This window comes from Streptococcus sp. SP1 (genome assembly GCF_030440005.1).
Taxonomy (GTDB): Bacteria; Bacillota; Bacilli; order Lactobacillales; family Streptococcaceae; genus Streptococcus; species Streptococcus parasanguinis.
This window is the reverse complement of the sequence record NZ_JAQFJJ010000009.1, coordinates 21,257-39,064: the sequence shown is the minus strand read 5'-3', so window position 1 is coordinate 39,064 and position 17,808 is coordinate 21,257. Positions and strand designations below refer to the sequence as shown.

The 17,808-nt window shown below is 43.7% G+C and carries 12 protein-coding genes; 7 read left to right on the top strand and 5 right to left on the bottom strand.

Annotated elements, in window-relative coordinates:
- Nucleotides 1–207 precede the first annotated feature (207 nt).
- From PCY07_RS06025 to PCY07_RS06015, 3 genes are all read left to right on the top strand, one after another.
- The gene (locus PCY07_RS06025; protein ID WP_301355930.1) at nt 208–2,301 is read left to right on the top strand and encodes a 5'-nucleotidase C-terminal domain-containing protein; all 2,094 of its coding nucleotides are present in this window, start codon (nt 208–210) and stop codon (nt 2,299–2,301) included.
- 245 nt (nt 2,302–2,546) lie between these two features.
- A complete protein-coding gene (locus PCY07_RS06020) occupies nt 2,547–6,935 on the top strand; it encodes an SGO_0316/SGO_0317 family LPXTG-anchored serine peptidase (RefSeq protein ID WP_301355932.1) in 4,389 nt (1,462 codons plus the stop codon).
- A gap of 85 nt (nt 6,936–7,020) precedes the next feature.
- Complete coding sequence (locus tag PCY07_RS06015; RefSeq protein WP_301355933.1) at nt 7,021–11,511, top strand: SGO_0316/SGO_0317 family LPXTG-anchored serine peptidase; 4,491 nt, start codon at nt 7,021–7,023, stop codon at nt 11,509–11,511.
- A 64-nt stretch (nt 11,512–11,575) separates the two neighbouring features.
- Here PCY07_RS06015 and PCY07_RS06010 read toward each other — a convergent pair whose 3' ends face one another.
- From PCY07_RS06010 to PCY07_RS06000, 3 genes are read right to left on the bottom strand one after another with little or no spacing between them, the layout of a single operon-like run.
- A complete protein-coding gene (locus PCY07_RS06010; protein WP_301355965.1) occupies nt 11,576–11,983 on the bottom strand; it encodes a hypothetical protein in 408 nt (135 codons plus the stop codon).
- The gene (locus PCY07_RS06005; protein ID WP_031576920.1) at nt 11,964–12,866 is read right to left on the bottom strand and encodes a phosphodiester glycosidase family protein; all 903 of its coding nucleotides are present in this window, start codon (nt 12,864–12,866) and stop codon (nt 11,964–11,966) included. The genes PCY07_RS06010 and PCY07_RS06005 overlap by 20 nt, the downstream gene beginning before the upstream one ends.
- Nucleotides 12,853–13,905: a bifunctional glycosyltransferase family 2/GtrA family protein gene (locus PCY07_RS06000; protein ID WP_049498524.1), complete on the bottom strand. Its 1,053-nt coding sequence runs from the start codon at nt 13,903–13,905 to the stop codon at nt 12,853–12,855. Before PCY07_RS06000 ends, PCY07_RS06005 begins: the two co-directional genes overlap by 14 nt.
- A gap of 303 nt (nt 13,906–14,208) precedes the next feature.
- Here PCY07_RS06000 and rpsF point away from each other — a divergent pair, with 303 nt between their 5' ends.
- The 4 genes from rpsF (at nt 14,209) to PCY07_RS05980 (ending at nt 16,099) form a co-directional block, all read left to right on the top strand.
- Nucleotides 14,209–14,499: a 30S ribosomal protein S6 gene (rpsF, locus tag PCY07_RS05995; protein ID WP_003005040.1), complete on the top strand. Its 291-nt coding sequence runs from the start codon at nt 14,209–14,211 to the stop codon at nt 14,497–14,499.
- A gap of 20 nt (nt 14,500–14,519) precedes the next feature.
- The gene (locus tag PCY07_RS05990; protein ID WP_003008622.1) at nt 14,520–15,017 is read left to right on the top strand and encodes a single-stranded DNA-binding protein; all 498 of its coding nucleotides are present in this window, start codon (nt 14,520–14,522) and stop codon (nt 15,015–15,017) included.
- A 41-nt stretch (nt 15,018–15,058) separates the two neighbouring features.
- The gene (rpsR, locus tag PCY07_RS05985; protein ID WP_000068664.1) at nt 15,059–15,298 is read left to right on the top strand and encodes a 30S ribosomal protein S18; all 240 of its coding nucleotides are present in this window, start codon (nt 15,059–15,061) and stop codon (nt 15,296–15,298) included.
- A gap of 279 nt (nt 15,299–15,577) precedes the next feature.
- Nucleotides 15,578–16,099 carry a GNAT family N-acetyltransferase gene (locus PCY07_RS05980; protein WP_156671817.1) on the top strand — a complete coding sequence of 174 codons (522 nt, stop codon included), beginning with the start codon at nt 15,578–15,580 and terminating at the stop codon, nt 16,097–16,099.
- A 34-nt stretch (nt 16,100–16,133) separates the two neighbouring features.
- Here the strand turns inward: PCY07_RS05980 and PCY07_RS05975 are convergent, their stop codons facing one another.
- Both PCY07_RS05975 and PCY07_RS05970 read right to left on the bottom strand, forming a co-directional pair.
- Nucleotides 16,134–16,811, bottom strand: a complete 678-nt coding sequence (locus PCY07_RS05975; RefSeq protein WP_223344914.1) for a DUF1129 family protein — start codon at nt 16,809–16,811, stop codon at nt 16,134–16,136.
- Between the two features lie 27 nt (nt 16,812–16,838).
- Complete coding sequence (locus PCY07_RS05970) at nt 16,839–17,783, bottom strand: magnesium transporter CorA family protein (protein ID WP_003005422.1); 945 nt, start codon at nt 17,781–17,783, stop codon at nt 16,839–16,841.
- Nucleotides 17,784–17,808: the final 25 nt, after the last annotated feature.

Below are 17,808 nucleotides of genomic sequence, written 5' to 3'. Positions count from 1 at the left end.
GTGATGAACAGCAAGTAACAAAAGGAAAAAGAATGAAAAAAGATGTTTGGAAAACACATATTTTCTAAAAAATGAAAGAGTTTTCAGAGAAACATTGAAGTAAAGTCGAAAAAATAGTAAAATGGAAGAGCTGATTGCAGCAAATCAATTCTTCTACTTTCTCCTTTTGATTAGAGGAGTAGCGTAAATTAGAAAATGGAGTATTCTATGAAGAAAAAAGTTATCTTGAAAAGCAGTATCCTAGCGGTTGTTGCGGGTCTCAGTGTTTTTACGATTAATAGCGTTTTTGCGGATGAATTGCCAGTGCAGTTCATGGGGGTCAATGACTTCCACGGCGCCTTGGAACAAACTGGGACAGCTCGTTTAGAAGGTGAAACTGTGAAGAATGCAGGAACAGCCCCACTTTTGGCAACCTATCTGAATGATTCACAAAAAGACTTTGAAACGGAGAATGCAGGAACGCCAAATGCCAGCATCCGTGTACAAGCTGGAGATATGGTCGGAGCTAGTCCAGCTAACTCTGCCTTGCTTCAAGATGAACCAACTGTAAAAGTCTTCAATGAAATGAACTTTGAATACGGAACCCTTGGTAATCACGAGTTTGACGAAGGACTTGGTGAATTCAACCGGATCATGAAGGGAGAAGCCCCAACGCCTGGTCAATTCAACAAAATTGTGGATGATTATCATCATGAAGCTTCCAAACAGGAAGTTGTCATTGCCAACTTGGTGGACAAAGATACCAATAAAATTCCATTTGATTGGAAACCATATGCAATTAAAGAAATCCCAGTGAATGACAAGACGGTTAAGGTTGGATTTATTGGGGTCGTTACGACAGAATTCCCAAATCTCGTCTTGCGTAAAAATCATGAACAATACCGTGTTTTAGATGAAGCGGAATCAATTGCTAAATATGCCCGCGAATTGAATGACCAAGGGGTTCATGCGATCGTCGTTTTAGCTCACGTCGCTGCAACAAGTAAAAACGGTGTCGCAGAAGGTCCGGCTGCAGACATGATCAAAAAATTAAATCAAATCTATCCTGAAAACTCAGTGGATATTGTCTTTGCAGGTCATAACCACCAATATACAAACGGGATGGTCGGAAATACCTTGATCGTTCAAGGTACGTCTCAAGGGAAAGCCTACTCGGATGTCCGTGGAGTCCTAGATACAGATACAGCTGACTTTGTCAAAGCTCCAACTGCTAAAATTATTGCGGTAGATCCATCGAAAGGCAAAGCAAAAGATGCCAAGGTTCAAGCGATCATCGATGATGCCAATGCGACGGTTAAAAAAGTAACAGAAGCAAAAATCGGTACAGCAGACAAGGCTGAAAATATTACCCGTGAATTGAATGCACAAAAAGAAAGTGCTGTTGGAGATTTGGTCACAGCAGCGCAACTAGATATTGCCAAAAAATCAGGTTATCCAGATGTTGACTTTGCCTTCACCAATAATGGAGGAATCCGTGCAGATCTCGTGGTGAAACCAGACGGAACTGTAACGTGGGGAGCGGCTCAAGCGGTACAACCATTTGGAAATATCCTTCAAGTAGTTGAAATTACTGGGGACCAAATCTATAAAGCTTTGGACCAACAATATGATGAGAAAGAGCTCTACTTCTTACAAATGGCAGGGATCAAGTACACCTATACCAAACCAGCCGATGCAACGGAAGAAAATCCATATAAGGTCGTGAAAGCTTACAAGGCAGATGGAACTGAAATTGATCGCAACAAAACCTACAAGGCGATTATCAACGACTTCTTGTATGGGGGTGGAGATGGCTTCTCAGTCTTCCGTGATACCAAATTGATCGGGGCTATCAATCCGGATACAGAAGTCTTTATCCAGTACATCCAAGATTTGGATAAGGCAGGGAAGAAGTTGTCTGCTTCTATTTTAGGCAACAAGACATTTGTAGAAAAAGTGGAAGAAGAAACTCCTGCTCCAGAACCAACTCCACAACCACAGCCAGCGCCAGTCGATCCAGTCAGTCCTGAAAATCCAGTCCATCCTGTAGCTCCAGTAACTCCGGCTACCCCAACTCCTCAACCTGAAAGCCCAGTTACCCCAGCTCAACCAATTACACCTGAAACGAAAGAAGTTGCAAGTGTCAAACCAGTCGCTGTCACTTATCATACGGGTGGTCAAGCAGAAGTAGCTGCTACACCAGCAACTCGTCTTCCCAAAACAGGTCAAGAAGAATTGGCTTCAACCGTCCTAAGCCTCTTTGGCATGACCTCACTAGCTTTAGCAGGATTTGTAGCTAGCAAAAAACGTGAAGAAAATTAATCAAAACTAGGAAGCATCCTCTCTAAGAGGGCTTCCTTTTTGTTTTTCATTGAGAGGGGTGTCTTTACCAAAAGGTTTCATCTTCAAAACCAATCGCTTACTTTCACTATTGATTAGGAAAATTGTCAGAAATAAACTAAATATTATACTTATTTTAGATTTTGACAGACCGCATTGACTTTACATAAAAGAAGGACTAAAATGAAGGCGTAGTAAACGCTTACAATAAACAAGGAGGTCTGGTTATGAGAAATGACAGACAACAACGATTTTCTTTCCGTAAATATGCCGTTGGTTTAGTATCAGTGGTAGTCGGGTGCCTTTTTTTTGGTCCGGCTGTTTTAGCGCAGGAACAGGAGGGGACGGTAGAACCACCTGCAATTGTAGCGCAAGAAGGGAAAGAAGAGGTTCAACCGTTATCTGGTTTGGAAAAAAATTCGGAGGAAGCTCTTCCAACTGACGAATCAAGTAAGGAAACTTTTTTGCAAGAGCAACCAACACCTGAGAAATCTCCTGAAACAGCAGATTCAAATGGGAATGTAGATTCCGCTTCTAATCCTAAATCTGAAAAGAAGGGAGTCGAAAAGAAAGAGGAACTGGAGAAAACAGCAGCAGAACACTCTTCAGTAGCCAATAAAGAAGGTGTTTCGGAAACTGTAACAGATCAAGCACGTGTTCAGGCCTTGGTACGTTTGGAGACGAAAAAACAGGATGTAGCAACTTCTCCAAGTATTGCAGACCAAATTCGGAATAATCTCCCAATCAAAACAGCAGTTTTAAAAGAGCTGGATGAAAAGGGAATTCAATATAAAAAATTAGCTGATTTTGATTTGGTCTTTAATGGATTTGTCTTGGAGACGAATTACAAGGATGCCATGGAGATTCGCAAGATAGCTCGAGTTGAAAACGTTGAGATTACCCCTCTTTCTACAACTATAGAAAACCAGAGTCTTCCGAAGAAGCAGACGACCCTGGTCCCAACCAAGGTGAGTGATGAAAATGAATTGATTAATCTTCAACCATTGTGGGATAAGGGAATCAAGGGGCAAGGGAGCGTGGTTGCTGTCCTAGATACTGGCCTAGACTATGATCATAATTTCTTTAGTTTAACGGATAAGAGTAGAGCCAAATACAAGAATAAAGAGCAGATGGAAGCGGCCATGAAGAAGGCCGGAATTACTTATGGTAAGTGGTACAACGATAAGGTGATTTATGCTTATAACTATTCGGATATGAATGATGAGATCAAGGAGGATGATCCGCGTTCGCACGGGACCCACGTGGCGGGCTCTGCAGTAGGAAATGCAACAAAACCAGTGCCAACAGGAGAACTACTTAAGGGGGTAGCTCCAGAGGCACAACTCATCTTTATGCGGGTCTTCTCAGATAAGAAAGGGATGACTGAACAAGGTTTTATTGTAGCAAAGGCTGTAGAAGATGCTGTGAAGTTGGGGGCAGATACTATCAATATGAGTTTTGGGGGTGTCAATGGGGCAGAAGCTGATACCAATCCGTTGACGCGTCAAGCTTTTGAGTTTGCAAGAAAATCAGGTGTTATCATTAATGCCGCAGCAGGGAATTATGCTGTGAGTGGATACTGGCAGGCTAAGCCAAAAGCAGATGCACCGGATACTGGAACAATGGATGAACCAGCTGTTGAAAAGGGAGTTTTAGCGATTGGTGCTTTCAATAATAGCATTACACATGAAACAAAAATTAGTTTAGAAGTTCCAGCTCTAAAAAATAAGGAAGAATTCCAGAATGGTCTGATTGACCTTCCTGTCTATCGCTTGATCTTTCCAGTAGAAGGACCACAGTCTTATGTTTATGTACCGAAGGGGGGAGAAGATACTTATCGAAATGCTACTGTAAAAGGCCAAATTGCACTGGTTGAAAGTGGTGGCGATGTATCAGATGAAGATAAGGTCAATGCCCTCAGACAAGCTGGAGCAAAAGGGGTCCTTGTTTATCAAAATGAAGAACAAGGAGATACCCTTCAAAATCTTTCCATGGGGTATTGGGGATCCTTCTATCCTGTCAGTGTACTTGGTCATTCTATCGGGAAAGAGCTAGCCACACATGCTGGGGAATATACGATCACTTTCCATCAAGAAGTCAAGAAAGTACCCTATAGTGAAGCGAATAAGATGCTCTACTTTACAGGCTGGGGATTAACCGCTGAAGGAATGTTGAAGCCTGATGTTACCTTGCCAGGTGGAAATGTGTACTCTGCTATCCCAGATGGTTCGTACGACTTAGATGCAGGTACGAGTATGGCGACACCACATGCGGCAGGGGCGACAGCCTTGATTAAGCAAGCCTTAGAACAACGATTCCCAAATTATAGCCCAGAGCAAATCCATACGCTTTTGCGACAATTAGTCATGAGTACAGCCAAGCCTCATTTTGATCAGGAAAGCAACAGTTACTCCTCGGTTCGTCAACAAGGATCTGGTCTTATGGATGCTGCAGCTGCAGCTTTTGGCGATGTCTTTGTAACAGGTGGAAAAGGAGCAAATAGCAGTCTGACCCTTGGAAATGTTAAAGATTCCTTCACGTTTGATGTCACTGTACATAATCTTAGTTCAGAAGCAAAAGAATTCACTTACCATACGGTCGTCAATACCGATCAAGTGGAGAATGGACGTATTACCTTGAAGATGCGTCAACTACTGGATCAAGAAGGAGAAAAAACCATTCATGTTCCTGCTATGGGAAGTGTGACGGTTCCGATTTCTGTGAATACCAGTAACTATACAAGTGAGCTCACGAATCAAATGAAAAACGGTTACTTTTTAGAAGGTTTTGTCTTCTTTAAAGATGCCAAAACTAAGAAAGACCTAGTGAGTCTTCCATATATTGGTTTTAAAGGGAACTATCAAGATTTACCAGGAATTGAAAAACCAATCTATGCCTTCACTGGGGATGAAAAACCATTCTATTATTACGCAAATGAAAAAGCGGAGCACCCTGAAAAAGACCCAGGGGATCACTTTACTGCCTTAGTCAGCTCTATTTGGAGAGGGGGCAAAAAAGTACAAGTTGTCTTGGGAGAAAAAGACGGGCACTATGATGGAAATAGTCTCGTATTCTCGCCAAATGGGGATGGATCCTATGATAGTGTTAAACTCAATGCAGTGGTCTTAAGAAATGTGGACAATATTCATTTGACGGTTTATCGTGCGGATGACGTCAAGAGAGAACATCCAATTTTTGAAAAAGGCAATGAGAGCCAGAAGAAATCAGATTATGGCTGGCGAATCAATGATCGTAGTAAGATTCTGTATGCGACACGTTGGAGTGGAAAAGATAAAAACAATCAGCTTGTGCCAGATGGGGACTATCAATATGTGGTCACTTATCGTCCAAGCACACCTGGTGCCAAACCTCAAGAGATTGTCTTAAAGGTCAAGGTCGATAAGCAAGTGCCACAATTGGCTAATACCAAGGATCTGTATGATCCAACAACCCGCCTCTTTAAGCCAGGTGAGATTGTTGAAACGGGTAGTGGGCTAGCTGGTAAATACCTCTCTTACCAAAAAGATGGTCAGGAAGTAGAAATCACTCCAAACGAAGATGGAACCTATCTTATCCCTGACGGAGTGGATCTAGAAACAGTACGCTTCTATATTTGGGACCGGGTCAATAATACCAATACCATGACTCTGGATGGAAAGACCGTTTCAGACGAGGTGACGACAGAAAATACTGGAACAGAGGAAGCAAGTCCGACACATGAAACTAGTGAAGCTACAGTGGGACGCTTAGAGGTACAAATTGTCAATGAAAAAGGAGAAGCGACCAATCAATATCCAGAAATGATGCGTTACCAAGTATTTGATAGTCGAGGAAATCGGGTTGATAAGGAATTTAATATTTATTATGAAGATCCACTACCAACTCTTCCATTTGGAACCTATACTGTAAAAGTTGTCGGTCAAGACCAAAACTACTCTTGGGTATCTCCAACAACGGTAACGGTGGAATTGAGCAAAGAGCATCCAGAAGGTGTGGTCAAATTTGTCTATCATTATATTGATAAAAATCGCTTTGATCTTGTCTTTGATAAAGAGCTTCCAAACGGAACCCGTGTCTTTGCCATCGATAAAAGGACGGGGCAAAAAGTGGAGTTGGATCAAACCCTTTACGAACCAAAGACCTTTGAAAAGATTCTAGTTAATGGAGATTATCAGATCCATATTGATTTGCCAAAAGGTTATCGCGCAGTAGAGAATGATTTCTTCTATACAGTAGGTGAGCGCATTAATCGCTACTTAACTAGTTTTGTCGAAGTTTCAGATGATCAGGTAGAGGATCCGATTGTTCCATCTTCTCCTATTCCATCTCCTCAACCGTCAACGACGACGCAAGAAGGTGAAAAAGGAAAACGGCCAGATGAAAACGAGACACATCCAATAGTCGCGAAACAGACAGATATCCGTCCAATGTTCCAGAAAGATCTTGAAAGAGTATCAGAAATGGATCCGTCGACTAAGGAGGTTACAAGTCAATCATCACCTTCTCTTCCAAATACAGGACAAGAAAATGAACAAACAGGAATGATCGGTTTGATGGTTCTTCTTCTCACTTTTGGTGCTATCCGCTTGAAGAAAAATCGTCCAGATCAAGGATAATCTTCTATTAGTTTAGTTGCAAGGATAAAATAAGGGTTAAGGTAGTGTGAAGCTACCTTAACCTAGTGTGTAAAAAGGAGTTTTTATGGAATTTCATCGACAACAGCGTTTTTCCATTCGTAAATACGCAATTGGAGTCGCTTCTGTTTTGATTGGTACCTTTCTAATGGGTTCAGCCGTTTCAGCTGATACGATCGTACCAACACCCTCTGTCGTAGAGCCTTCTGTAGTGGTGCCAGAAACCGCAGTAACAGATGAGAAAACAGCAGAACCACTTTCGGCTACTAAGGACAGTACGCCCGCTTCAGTTATAGAAGATGTTGCTTCTAAGAACCTTGCTACAGCTGAGATTGAGAGTAAGGAAAAGACAAATCAGTCTCTACCTTCATCTTCAATCGATACAAGCAGTTCGACTACAAATCAAGTAAAGGCAGAGAAGGCTTCACCTTCAGTTGCGGAAGCACCAAACGAAAATGGGGTTGCTGCTCCAATTACGACCCCTATTGAACCAGTAAAGGAAAATTTAGAAGAAACAAGCCCAGTTGAGATCATGGTTCGCTTGAAAGAAAAGGTTTCTGATGGGATTGGAGAGGTATCTCCGACTTCAAAAGAAACTCGCATTGAAAAAACCAATCAGGATCATGAACAGTTTTTGAAAGAGCTCGAAAAGCAATCCATTCAATTCAAAAAATTGTATGACTTTAATCTGCTTTTTAACGGCTTGGCTCTAGAGACGACTTATGGAGATGCTAAAAAGATTCGAGGACTAGCGCGTGTGGATGCTGTAGATTATGCTCCACTTGGTCGGACCAGAGTGGCGGAAACACAGCCCGCACCTGCATCACCGACTTCAACTACGACCAAGGTCAGTGAAGAAAATAGTCTGATCAATTTACAACCACTCTGGGATAAGGGAATCAAGGGTCAAGGGCAGGTAGTTGCGATCATTGATTCCGGTGTGGACCCTGCCCATGATGTTTTCCGTCTAACAGATATCAGTAAGGCCAAGTACAAGAGTGAGGCGGAAATTGAAGAGGCTAAGAAAAAAGCGGGGATCACTTACGGTAAATGGTACAACAATAAAATCGTCTACGTTCACAACTACAGTGATATGGATGACAATGTCAAAGAAGACGATCCAATTTCACACGGAGCTCACGTAGCAGGAACTGCTGTGGGAAACGCCTCTCAACCCTCTCCAAATGGTGAAATTATCCGTGGTGTTGCTCCAGAAGCCCAACTGATGTTTTTACGTGTTTTCTCAGATACCAAGGGCGGTCAAGTTCAAAATTTCATCTACACTAAGGCGGTAGAAGATGCGGTCAAATTAGGGGCGGATTCCATCAATATGAGTTTGGGAACAGCATCAGGTTCTGTTTATGATGTTGGAGAGATCACCCGCCAGGCCTTTGATACAGCAAGAAAGGCGGGGGTAACCATTACAGTTGCCTCTACCAATATGGCGACCAATGGCTTCTGGCACAGCAAGCCACTGGCCACCACACCAGATTACGGAATGACAGGGACGCCATCCGTCAATCCAAATGTCATCTCAGTCGCGTCTATTAATAGTCTCACCAAGCATGAGTCGACAGAAGCAAGCCTGACCGTAGATGCGTTAAAAGGTTCCGTGGACTTCCCAGATGGCAAGATTCCGATGCATTCCTTTGTAGAACGCGACGCTTTTCGGACAACCATCCCTCAAAGCTATCTCCATGTGGACAAGGGAGGGATCGACCACTACCAAGCAGATAGTATCAATGGGCACTTAGTTCTTACTGAGCGAGGCGGCGAAGTTTCGGATGTGGACAAGGTCAAAGAGCTCAAAAGAGCTGGTGCTACAGGTGTGATCTTTTACCAAACAGAGGAACAGGGAAATAATCCTGTAGGCTTTGATTTAGAAGGGCTCGGAGAACGATTCCCAGTTGGGGTTATTGGCCACGCTGCTGGACTTGTTTTGGCTCAGCATGCCAATGATTACCAGCTCCATATTGCCAATAAATTCAAACGTGTGCCTTACGATGCAGCCAATCAACTATCTGACTTCTCATCTTGGGGGCTATCAGCTGATGGGGATCTCAAACCGGATGTCACCCTTCCAGGAGGAATGATCTACTCATCTGTTAATAATGGAGAGTACTATATGGATAGGGGAACCAGCATGGCCTCTCCTCATGCTGCGGGAGCCACTGCACTGGTGAAACAAGCCTTGAAGGAGCGCTTCCCTCATCTTAGCCCAGAACAACTACAGGTTCTAGTCAAACAAATGACTATGAGTACAGCGATCCCTCATGTAGATGAGGAAACGCATGCCTATTCCTCTGTTCGTCAGCAAGGAGCGGGGGTCATGGACGTCACAGCAGCAGCTCTAGGAGACCTCTATGTGACAGCAAAAGATGCTAAAAGTAGCCTGACACTTGGCAATGTCACTGATACCTTTGAATTTGATGTGACCATCCACAATCTTTCCAATCAAGATAAGTCTGTCCGATATGAAACCACTCTTCAGACAGATCAAGTTCAAGATGGCAAATTCACCCTCCATCCTCGTCTATTAGAAACTTTAGACGGTAAGGAAACGGTGACTATCCCAGCCAATGGTCAGCGGACCATCCACGTAGCAGTTGATGCAAGCAAGTACAAGGAAGAGCTCAGCAAGCAAATGCCAAATGGTTATTTCTTAGAAGGTTTTGTACTGGTTAAAGATGCCAGCAGTCAAAAACATCTGGTCAGCCTCCCATATGTTGGTTTCCATGGGGATTACCAAAATCTTCGTGGCATTGAAAAGCCTATCTACGAATATACAGGTAGCGACAAGCCGTTTTACTACTACAAGGATAAGACCGATTATCCAGATGGAAAAGTCCCAGAAACTCCAGAGCGTCATCCAGACAATCACTTTACCTCTTTGATTAGTTATGTCTATGAAAATGGAGAATCCGTAGCCAAAACTCTTGGTCAGGATGGGGATCGCTTTGACGGGGATCAACTCTACTTCTCTCCAAACAACGATTCCAGCTTTGATAGTATCAAGGTAAAAGCCGTCATGCTTCGCAATGTTGAAAATGTACACCTATCAGTCTACAAGAAGGAGGACACAACTCGTACCAACCCGATTTACGAGGTCGGAAACGAAGTCCACCGTAAGACAGATTGGAGTTACCGGATTGGGAATCGCAGTGAAGAGTTTTATGAAATCTCTTGGGAAGGCTTGGACAAAGACGGCAAGCAATTACCAGATGGGGAATACCAATTTGTGATCACCTACCGTCCAACTGCTTCAGGTGCCAAGCAACAAGAGCTTAACTTCAAGGTTAAGATTGACAATACGGCTCCAAGTATCGAGTCTGGAAGTGCTCAGTACGATCCAGCAACACGGATTTTCCGCCCAGGTAAGGTACTTGAAACCGGTAGTGGCTTAGCAGGGACTTATCTGTCCTATGTCAAGGACGGGGAAACAGTGGCCTTGGAACCCCAAGAGGACGGTAGCTATCTTCTTCCAGAAGGGGTGGACCCTTCTACTGTTCGCTATACCATCTGGGATAAGGTCTACAATACCACTGAGATGGACATTGAAGGAAAGAAAGTAGAGGAAACGACTCCGACGAATGAAACCGGTTCAGATGAACAACCAAGTGAGACAGAGTCTGAAAAAACGAAGGCTGAAAAGGGTACCTTAGAAGTCGTCTTCACAGATAGCAGTGGCGAAGTCATTTCTTATTATCCATCCGTCGTTCGTTACCAAGTGGTGGACGACCAAGGACGTGTAGTGGAAGGAGAGTTCAATGCTTCTTACAATGGTGGTACCTTCCCAGACTTGCCTTTTGGTACTTATACAGCTAAGATCACCCTATCTGATTACCATTATGATTGGGGAACGGAGCTGGTGAAGAAGGTGACCGTTTCACCTGAAAATCCACATCCAAAAGTAACCTTTGCTTTCCATTATTTAGATGAAAACAAATTGACCATTGGATTTGATCAGCCGGTCCCTGCAGGAACGGTTGTAAAAGTGGTAGGGAATGACGGTATCAGCCGACTTCTCCCACAAAGCATCTATGATCTTCTGCGCTTTGAGACCATGCTGATGAACGGTTCCTATCGTGTCCATGTGGATCTCCCGGCAGGCTATCGTGTTGCGGAAAATGATTTCCTTTATGAAGTGAGCAATCGGATCAACTACCATCTTCTTTCTTTGGTCAAAGATGTTATCAAGCCAAACCCAGAGGTGCACAGTGGAGCGATTGTAGAACCATGGATTCAACCAGAAAATCCGACACTGGTGATAGATGAAGTGCCAAGTCGTCAATCAGTTACTCCGGCTACCCCAACTCCTCAACCTGAAACTCCAGTAACTCCAGCTCAACCAGCTGCAAGCGAAACAAAAGAAGTGGCAACAAACAAACCAGTCGCTGTCACTTATCATACAGGCGGTCAAGCTGAAGTAGCTGCTACACCAGCAACTGGTCTTCCAAAAACAGGTCAAGATGAATTGGCTTCAACCGTCCTTAGCCTCTTTGGCATGACCTCACTAGCTTTAGCAGGATTTGTAGCCAGCAAAAAACGTGAAGGTTAAGTCGTTCATCCGTTAACTGACCCTAAAAAACGTCCGTTCTTTTAAGAAACGGACGTTTTTGATCTTAGGTTGTTTTCTCCACCCAGACACTGCGGACAAAGAAGAGGCTGATCAGAGCTAGTGCTAGAAAGGCAACTCCAAGGTAATAATAGGGTTGATCCATTGTAGTAGATCGACCAGAGAGGTTGACAATCCCTCGGTAGAGGGCCCCGGCTGTGAGCGTAGCCACTCCTGAATTCCAAAGATTGAGGCTCAGGCGAGAGAAGCCTTTCACCATCAACTGTAGAAGCACTAGTAAGGCGCCACCGATCAAAGGAATCAAGAAGAGGTAGTGCATGAAGGCAGAGGTTTCGCCAAAACTAAAGTGTTCGTAGATGCGACTTCCGACAAAGAAGAAAGCCGAGATAAGAATGTACCATAGGATGGTCTTTTTCAAGCGTTGTTTAATAGGATTAGTAACCGATGTAGACAATGTCACTCACCGCCCTTTCTGAGATAGTACCATTTGTTGTTGGTTTGTTAATAACTTGGCCATTGAAGTAAAGGGTAGAAGATCCACCACCATCCAAGTTGTAGGCTGTTTTAACGCCATACGATTTCATCACTTCTGCTAATTGGTAGAGAGACAGGCCTTCACTTTCTGAAGTTCGTCCGTCTGACACGACGATAATGTAGTGGTTTTCATCGATGATCCCAATCGCTGTCCGTGGATTTGACGCCATAGATTGCCCAACCTCTGAATTGGTATCGACAGTAATTTCTCCATTTTCAACTAAGGAAGGACCGAAAGCGAGGAGATTGACGACCCCGTCCTTGACCAATTGATCTGCAGAGATCTCATCTTCGTAGATAATTTTGAAAGATCCATCCTTGTAAATGGCTAGGTCACCATTGCTTGAATCTTCCCGAACGGTATCACGGTAGACCACTCCATTTCGGATGACGTATCCTGTACTGTTAGCTCCGTAATAGTCACCATTGACTGCTAGAATGGCACTGTTGTTGGCGGCTGTGACAGAGGTCTTAGCAGTCACGTTGGTTCCGTAAGTGTTTTGTGCAAAGGCCGTTTTGAGGTAGTCAGATGAGCTGACTGTGATATCTGCAATGTAAACCTGGGTATTTTCAACCGTTTTTTCTGTTAAAGTCACCTGGATATTGTCATCTGAATAGCTGGTATCGGTCGTTGTAGCCGATGCAGCTGCTTTTTTGGCTGCCTTGGTGTCCGTAGTCGTAGCTTTTACGGTTTGGATGGCATCGGATAAGACGAAGGTCTTGAGCATCGAGTAGCTAAAACTGCTGGTTAAAAGAAGGCCAAAGCAGGCAGCATAGGTGTAGGATTTTTTAAAGAATTTCATGGTGGGGTGCAGTCCTTTCTTTGAAGATCACTTTTTTCTGGATCACCCATGAGACCAGAAAGAGGAGGAAGCCGACGACAATCTTACTGATCAGGAGATTGAGCCCGAAAGCAGTATAGAAGAGTCGAATCAAGAGCGTATCAAGAATAAAGAGGCCAAGGGCTAGACCAAAGTAACCACTTCCGGTTTTAGCAACGCTGTCTTTGTTCTTAAAGACCAAGTGCTTATTGGTCGAGTAGTTAAAGATGGAACTCGTCACACGAGCGATCCCATTCGCTAGGAGAATACGTAGACTAATGGGCACGGCCATCATCACGAAGAGGAAGAAGGCGTAGACCAGATAGTCAACGATAAAACTACTCAGAGAGGAGAGGGCAAACTTGAACATGTCCTTGTAGATCATGAGGCCATCTCGAATAGGTCGGAAGTGGGAGCCTTCGTTGTCATTGATATAGACCGTCTCGATGGGAACTTCCACGATGGGGAAGGACTTGCTTGCTGCAAGGAGCACATTCATTTCATATTCATAATGCTGTCCGTCAACCTCAAGCATGAAAGGCAAGAGATTCGTAGTGAAAGCTCGTAAGCCTGTTTGGGTATCGCTGACCGCCACTCCGGTTTGTTGCTTAAACAAGAAGCGGGTCAATTTATTCCCGAAAGCAGAACGCAAAGGAACTTTTCCAGAGAAGGCGCGGGCTCCTAGAATAAGTGCTCCAGGATGCTCTTGAGATTGGTTAACAACCCTGAAAATATCCCAAATTTTGTGCTGACCGTCTGCATCAGCTGTAACAATGCTTCCATAGGTGCCTCTTTCTAGAATGTAGTCATAAGCCGTCTTGAGAGCTTGCCCTTTTCCTTGGTTGTGCTCATGAGTCAGTACTGTCGCAAGACCCTCTAATTTGTCAAAAATCGCTTTCTTGTCAGCGTCACTCCCATCGTCGACCACGATGATGTGGAGATCGCTCTTAGCGTGGACCAAGCGAACCAGTTTGACAAGATTCAGATCCGGTTGATAGGCGGGGATGATAAGATAATTCATAATCGTTCCTCGTTTCTTGAGATTTGTTGTAGCTAGTATAAAGACTCAAGCTTAAAGCTAACTGATATCAGATTTCTTTAAGGAAAGAGGAGAAAGAAGGAGAGGGGTTTCTTCTATAAAATGTCATTTTTTAGGACATTTCTTTCTTTTTTCTCGAAGGGGACGTCCAGAATCATTTTTCAAATCCTAAAGATAATTCTTGCCTTTGTTCGAAAAGTCTGGTATAATAGTTTCTTGTGAGTAAACCTCACTTACCCCTTGTAAAGACTTGGGGTCATTAGTCCAAAAGGAGGAACATTATCAATGGCTAAATACGAAATTCTTTATATTATTCGTCCAAACATTGAAGAAGAAGCTAAAAACGCTTTGGTAGCACGTTTCGATTCTATCTTGACTGACAACGGTGCAACTGTTGTTGAATCAAAAGATTGGGAAAAACGTCGTCTTGCATACGAAATCCAAGATTTCCGTGAAGGACTTTACCACATCGTAAACGTTGAAGCGAACGACGCTGTAGCTCTTAACGAGTTCGACCGTCTTTCAAAAATCAACGGTGACATTCTTCGTCACATGATCGTAAAAGTTGACGCGTAAGAAATCATCAGAGGTGACTTATGATTAACAATGTTGTACTTGTCGGTCGTATGACCCGTGATGCTGAACTTCGCTACACTCCAAGCAATCAAGCAGTTGCTACTTTCAGCCTAGCTGTCAACCGCAACTTCAAGAGTCAAAATGGAGAGCGCGAAGCCGATTTCATCAACTGTGTGATCTGGCGTCAGCAAGCAGAAAACTTAGCCAACTGGGCTAAGAAAGGTGCTTTGATTGGGATTACCGGTCGCATTCAAACACGTAATTACGAAAACCAGCAAGGTCAACGTGTTTATGTCACTGAAGTCGTAGCAGACAGCTTCCAACTATTGGAAAGCCGTGCAGCACGCGAAGGGCATGCAGGTGGTGGCTATTCATCAGGCAACGGTGGTTTTGCTGGAAATGCAACCCCAAGTTTTGGTGGATCTGAACCAAGCAATGCAGCGCCAAACTTTGGTCGTGAAGAAAATCCATTTGGAGCGAATCCAATGGATATCTCAGACGACGATCTTCCATTCTAAGAATGGGTTTAACGAATTAAAACTATAAAGGAGAATTAAACATGGCTCAACAACGTCGTGGCGGATTCAAACGCCGTAAAAAAGTTGATTACATCGCAGCAAACAAAATCGAATATGTCGATTACAAAGATACTGAGCTTCTTAGCCGTTTCGTTTCAGAACGTGGGAAAATCCTTCCTCGTCGTGTAACTGGAACTTCAGCGAAGAACCAACGTAAAGTAACAACAGCTATCAAACGCGCTCGCGTAATGGCTTTGATGCCTTTCGTAAACGAAGATTAAAAAAAAGACCCGGGTGGGTCTTTTTTTTCAGGTCCAGTGGACCTCTTTTTCACGAGCTTGAAAATAAAAAAGCGAGTAAGACCCTTATGGGTCTTTTTTTCAGGTCCGGTGGACCTCTTTTTCATGAGCTTGAAAATAAAAAAGCGAGTAAGACCCTTATGGGTCTTTTTTGCGAGCATAGAAATGTGATAGTGAGCTAGGTCCGTGTGAAGCTCTTTGACTTTTCCCAAGCTCTAATTATGCTATAATGATGAAGAGAAAGGTATCAAGGAGCGCAACATGAAGGAAGGTGTAATCATCAGGAGGATGATCAAGGCAGATATTGAGCACATCTCTCAAGCCTTTATCCACCAAGGGTGGCCAGGTAGAGAGGATATCTTGACTAGCTATTTTCAGGAGCAGGAGAATAGAGAGAGGGACGTATTAGTAGCTGAGTCGGATGGATTTGTGGCAGGCTATATCACTATATTACCTGTTGCCAAGCACGGTCCTTTTGTGGGAGTCTATCCTGAACTATCTGATTTTAATGTTTTTGAACCATTTAGAAATCGAGGGATTGGGAATCAACTCTTAGAGGAGGCAGAAAAAAGAGTCCGGCTACTATCAGAGATTGTTACTTTAGGGGTTGGTTTACACTCGGGTTATGGCCCAGCTCAAAGACTGTATGTCAAACGGGGCTATATCCCAGATGGATCTGGAGTTTGGTTTAGGGATCAGCCCTTGGCCCCTTACAGTTCTTGTGAAAACAATGATGACTTAGTCCTCTATTTTTCAAAAAGGTTGAACAGGGAAATACAGTAAAACAAAAACGGATGAAGACTTCATCCGTTTCTTTTTAGCGTCGAGTTGCGGGTGCTGTGCTCGAACTTTTAATATTAAAGCGTTTCTTGAGATAGAAGCGAAGGACAAGTGCTAAAGCTCCTAAAACGATGGCAAGGACATCTGGAATAGTTGGGTTGAGAACCTGTGGGAGTAGGGAAGTAAAGGACAAGACAATGACCCAAAGGAACATGACTCCAACAAGAATCGGCATAGATTTCCAAAGAGAAGGACGCTCGCTGCGATCTTTGGTGCCATCCATATACTGATAGAAGAAGTAGTACATAAGGTATAAGAGCAAAGCCCCTGTCAAACTTCCAAGGATCAAGGTGATCAACCCATAGCCAGTACGACGCGGAGCAACCAAGTTCATAAAGGCGCTAATCGCAGCAAAAACACCAAAGATAAAGAGGAAGGAATCCAAAATCATGAGAGAGGGAGCATCGTTTAATTTCGGATGCTCTTTTTCATAGCGCTCTTTCTCGCTGAAAGAGTTCGCCCATACAGTTGGAGCTCCAAAAAGTGTCCGTGCTGGAATTCCTTTTCCTTGGTTTTCATGGATAGCTGGAAGAATTTCTTGGATGAGGCTTTCTGCTTCTTCCTCTGTCTTTCCGTTTTCAAGCAATTGGTGTTTGGCGATCCGGATAAATTCTTGATTTTTCTTACTAAGTTGATGAAGGTCGGTGTGAGACATAGTTACTCCTTTGATGTACAAGTTTGGTTAGAACCATTTTTTATGGATGAGGTAGACGACGAGAGACCCGGTCAGGGCAAAGGCGATGAAAATAATCAGCCAGAAGGCATGGGGTTCGCCATTGAGCGGAAGCTCATTGTCCTTGAAGTTCATCCCGTAGGCCGAAAAGATCATGGTCGGAATGGACATGACAATGGTAACGAGTGCCAGGGTCTTCATGATATTGTTCTGGTTGTTGGAGATGATCGATGCGAAGGTGTCGGTCATGGAGTGCAGGATATTTCCATAAATATCTGCCATCTCGATGGCCTGCTGGGTTTCGATCAAGGTATCTTCCAACAGATCTTCGTCTTCTAGGTATTTCTTGATGTTACTAGTAGCACTGGTCAATTTCTTGATCACGCGCTCATTGGTTTTCAGAGAGGCCTTAAAGTAGACGATGGTTTTTTCCAACTCCATCAACTCAATCAGCTCTTCATTACGCGTTGATTTGTGCAATTGGCTTTCAATCTGTTCGCTTTTGCGATCCAGGGTACGAAGCGCAGACAAGTAAAGTTCAGCGTTGCGATAGAGGATCTGAAAGATAAAGCGCGACCGCATAAAGGTATAGAAATTCCGCAAGCGTCGGTTGATAAAGATATCGAGAAGTGGCAATTTCTCCAAGCAAGTCGTGATAATAGCCTCTTCTGTCAGGATAATCCCTAGCGGAATGGTCACGTAGTAGGTCTGATTGTTCCGCTCTTCCTTAATGGGAACGTCTACGATGATCAAGGTATACTCATCTTCGATGGTCATACGGGACATTTCTTCCGCATCGAGTGGTGCCCGTAAGTCGGCAATATCGATATTAAAAGCAGAGGCGATTTCCATCGATTCACTTTGAGAAGGGTTAACAAGGTTGATCCAGCTACCAGGTTCCAGCGTCTCTATTTCTTTAAATTCAGTCGTTGTCGATAAAAAGACCTGTTTCATGGTGCCTCCCCTTGTTTTTTTACAC

Excerpts from the sequence above, each read along its gene's own strand:
- PCY07_RS06015 (WP_301355933.1), top strand. The coding sequence starts at position 7,021 with ATGGAATTTCATCGACAACAGCGTTTTTCCATTCGTAAATACGCAATT.
- PCY07_RS05990 (WP_003008622.1), top strand. The coding sequence starts at position 14,520 with ATGATTAACAATGTTGTACTTGTCGGTCGTATGACCCGTGATGCTGAA.
- PCY07_RS06020 (WP_301355932.1), top strand. The coding sequence starts at position 2,547 with ATGAGAAATGACAGACAACAACGATTTTCTTTCCGTAAATATGCCGTT.
- PCY07_RS05980 (WP_156671817.1), top strand. The coding sequence starts at position 15,578 with ATGAAGGAAGGTGTAATCATCAGGAGGATGATCAAGGCAGATATTGAG.
- rpsF (WP_003005040.1), top strand. The coding sequence starts at position 14,209 with ATGGCTAAATACGAAATTCTTTATATTATTCGTCCAAACATTGAAGAA.
- PCY07_RS06025 (WP_301355930.1), top strand. The coding sequence starts at position 208 with ATGAAGAAAAAAGTTATCTTGAAAAGCAGTATCCTAGCGGTTGTTGCG.
- PCY07_RS05975 (WP_223344914.1), bottom strand. The coding sequence starts at position 16,811 with ATGTCTCACACCGACCTTCATCAACTTAGTAAGAAAAATCAAGAATTT.
- PCY07_RS05970 (WP_003005422.1), bottom strand. The coding sequence starts at position 17,783 with ATGAAACAGGTCTTTTTATCGACAACGACTGAATTTAAAGAAATAGAG.
- PCY07_RS06005 (WP_031576920.1), bottom strand. The coding sequence starts at position 12,866 with ATGAAATTCTTTAAAAAATCCTACACCTATGCTGCCTGCTTTGGCCTT.
- PCY07_RS06000 (WP_049498524.1), bottom strand. The coding sequence starts at position 13,905 with ATGAATTATCTTATCATCCCCGCCTATCAACCGGATCTGAATCTTGTC.
- rpsR (WP_000068664.1), top strand. The coding sequence starts at position 15,059 with ATGGCTCAACAACGTCGTGGCGGATTCAAACGCCGTAAAAAAGTTGAT.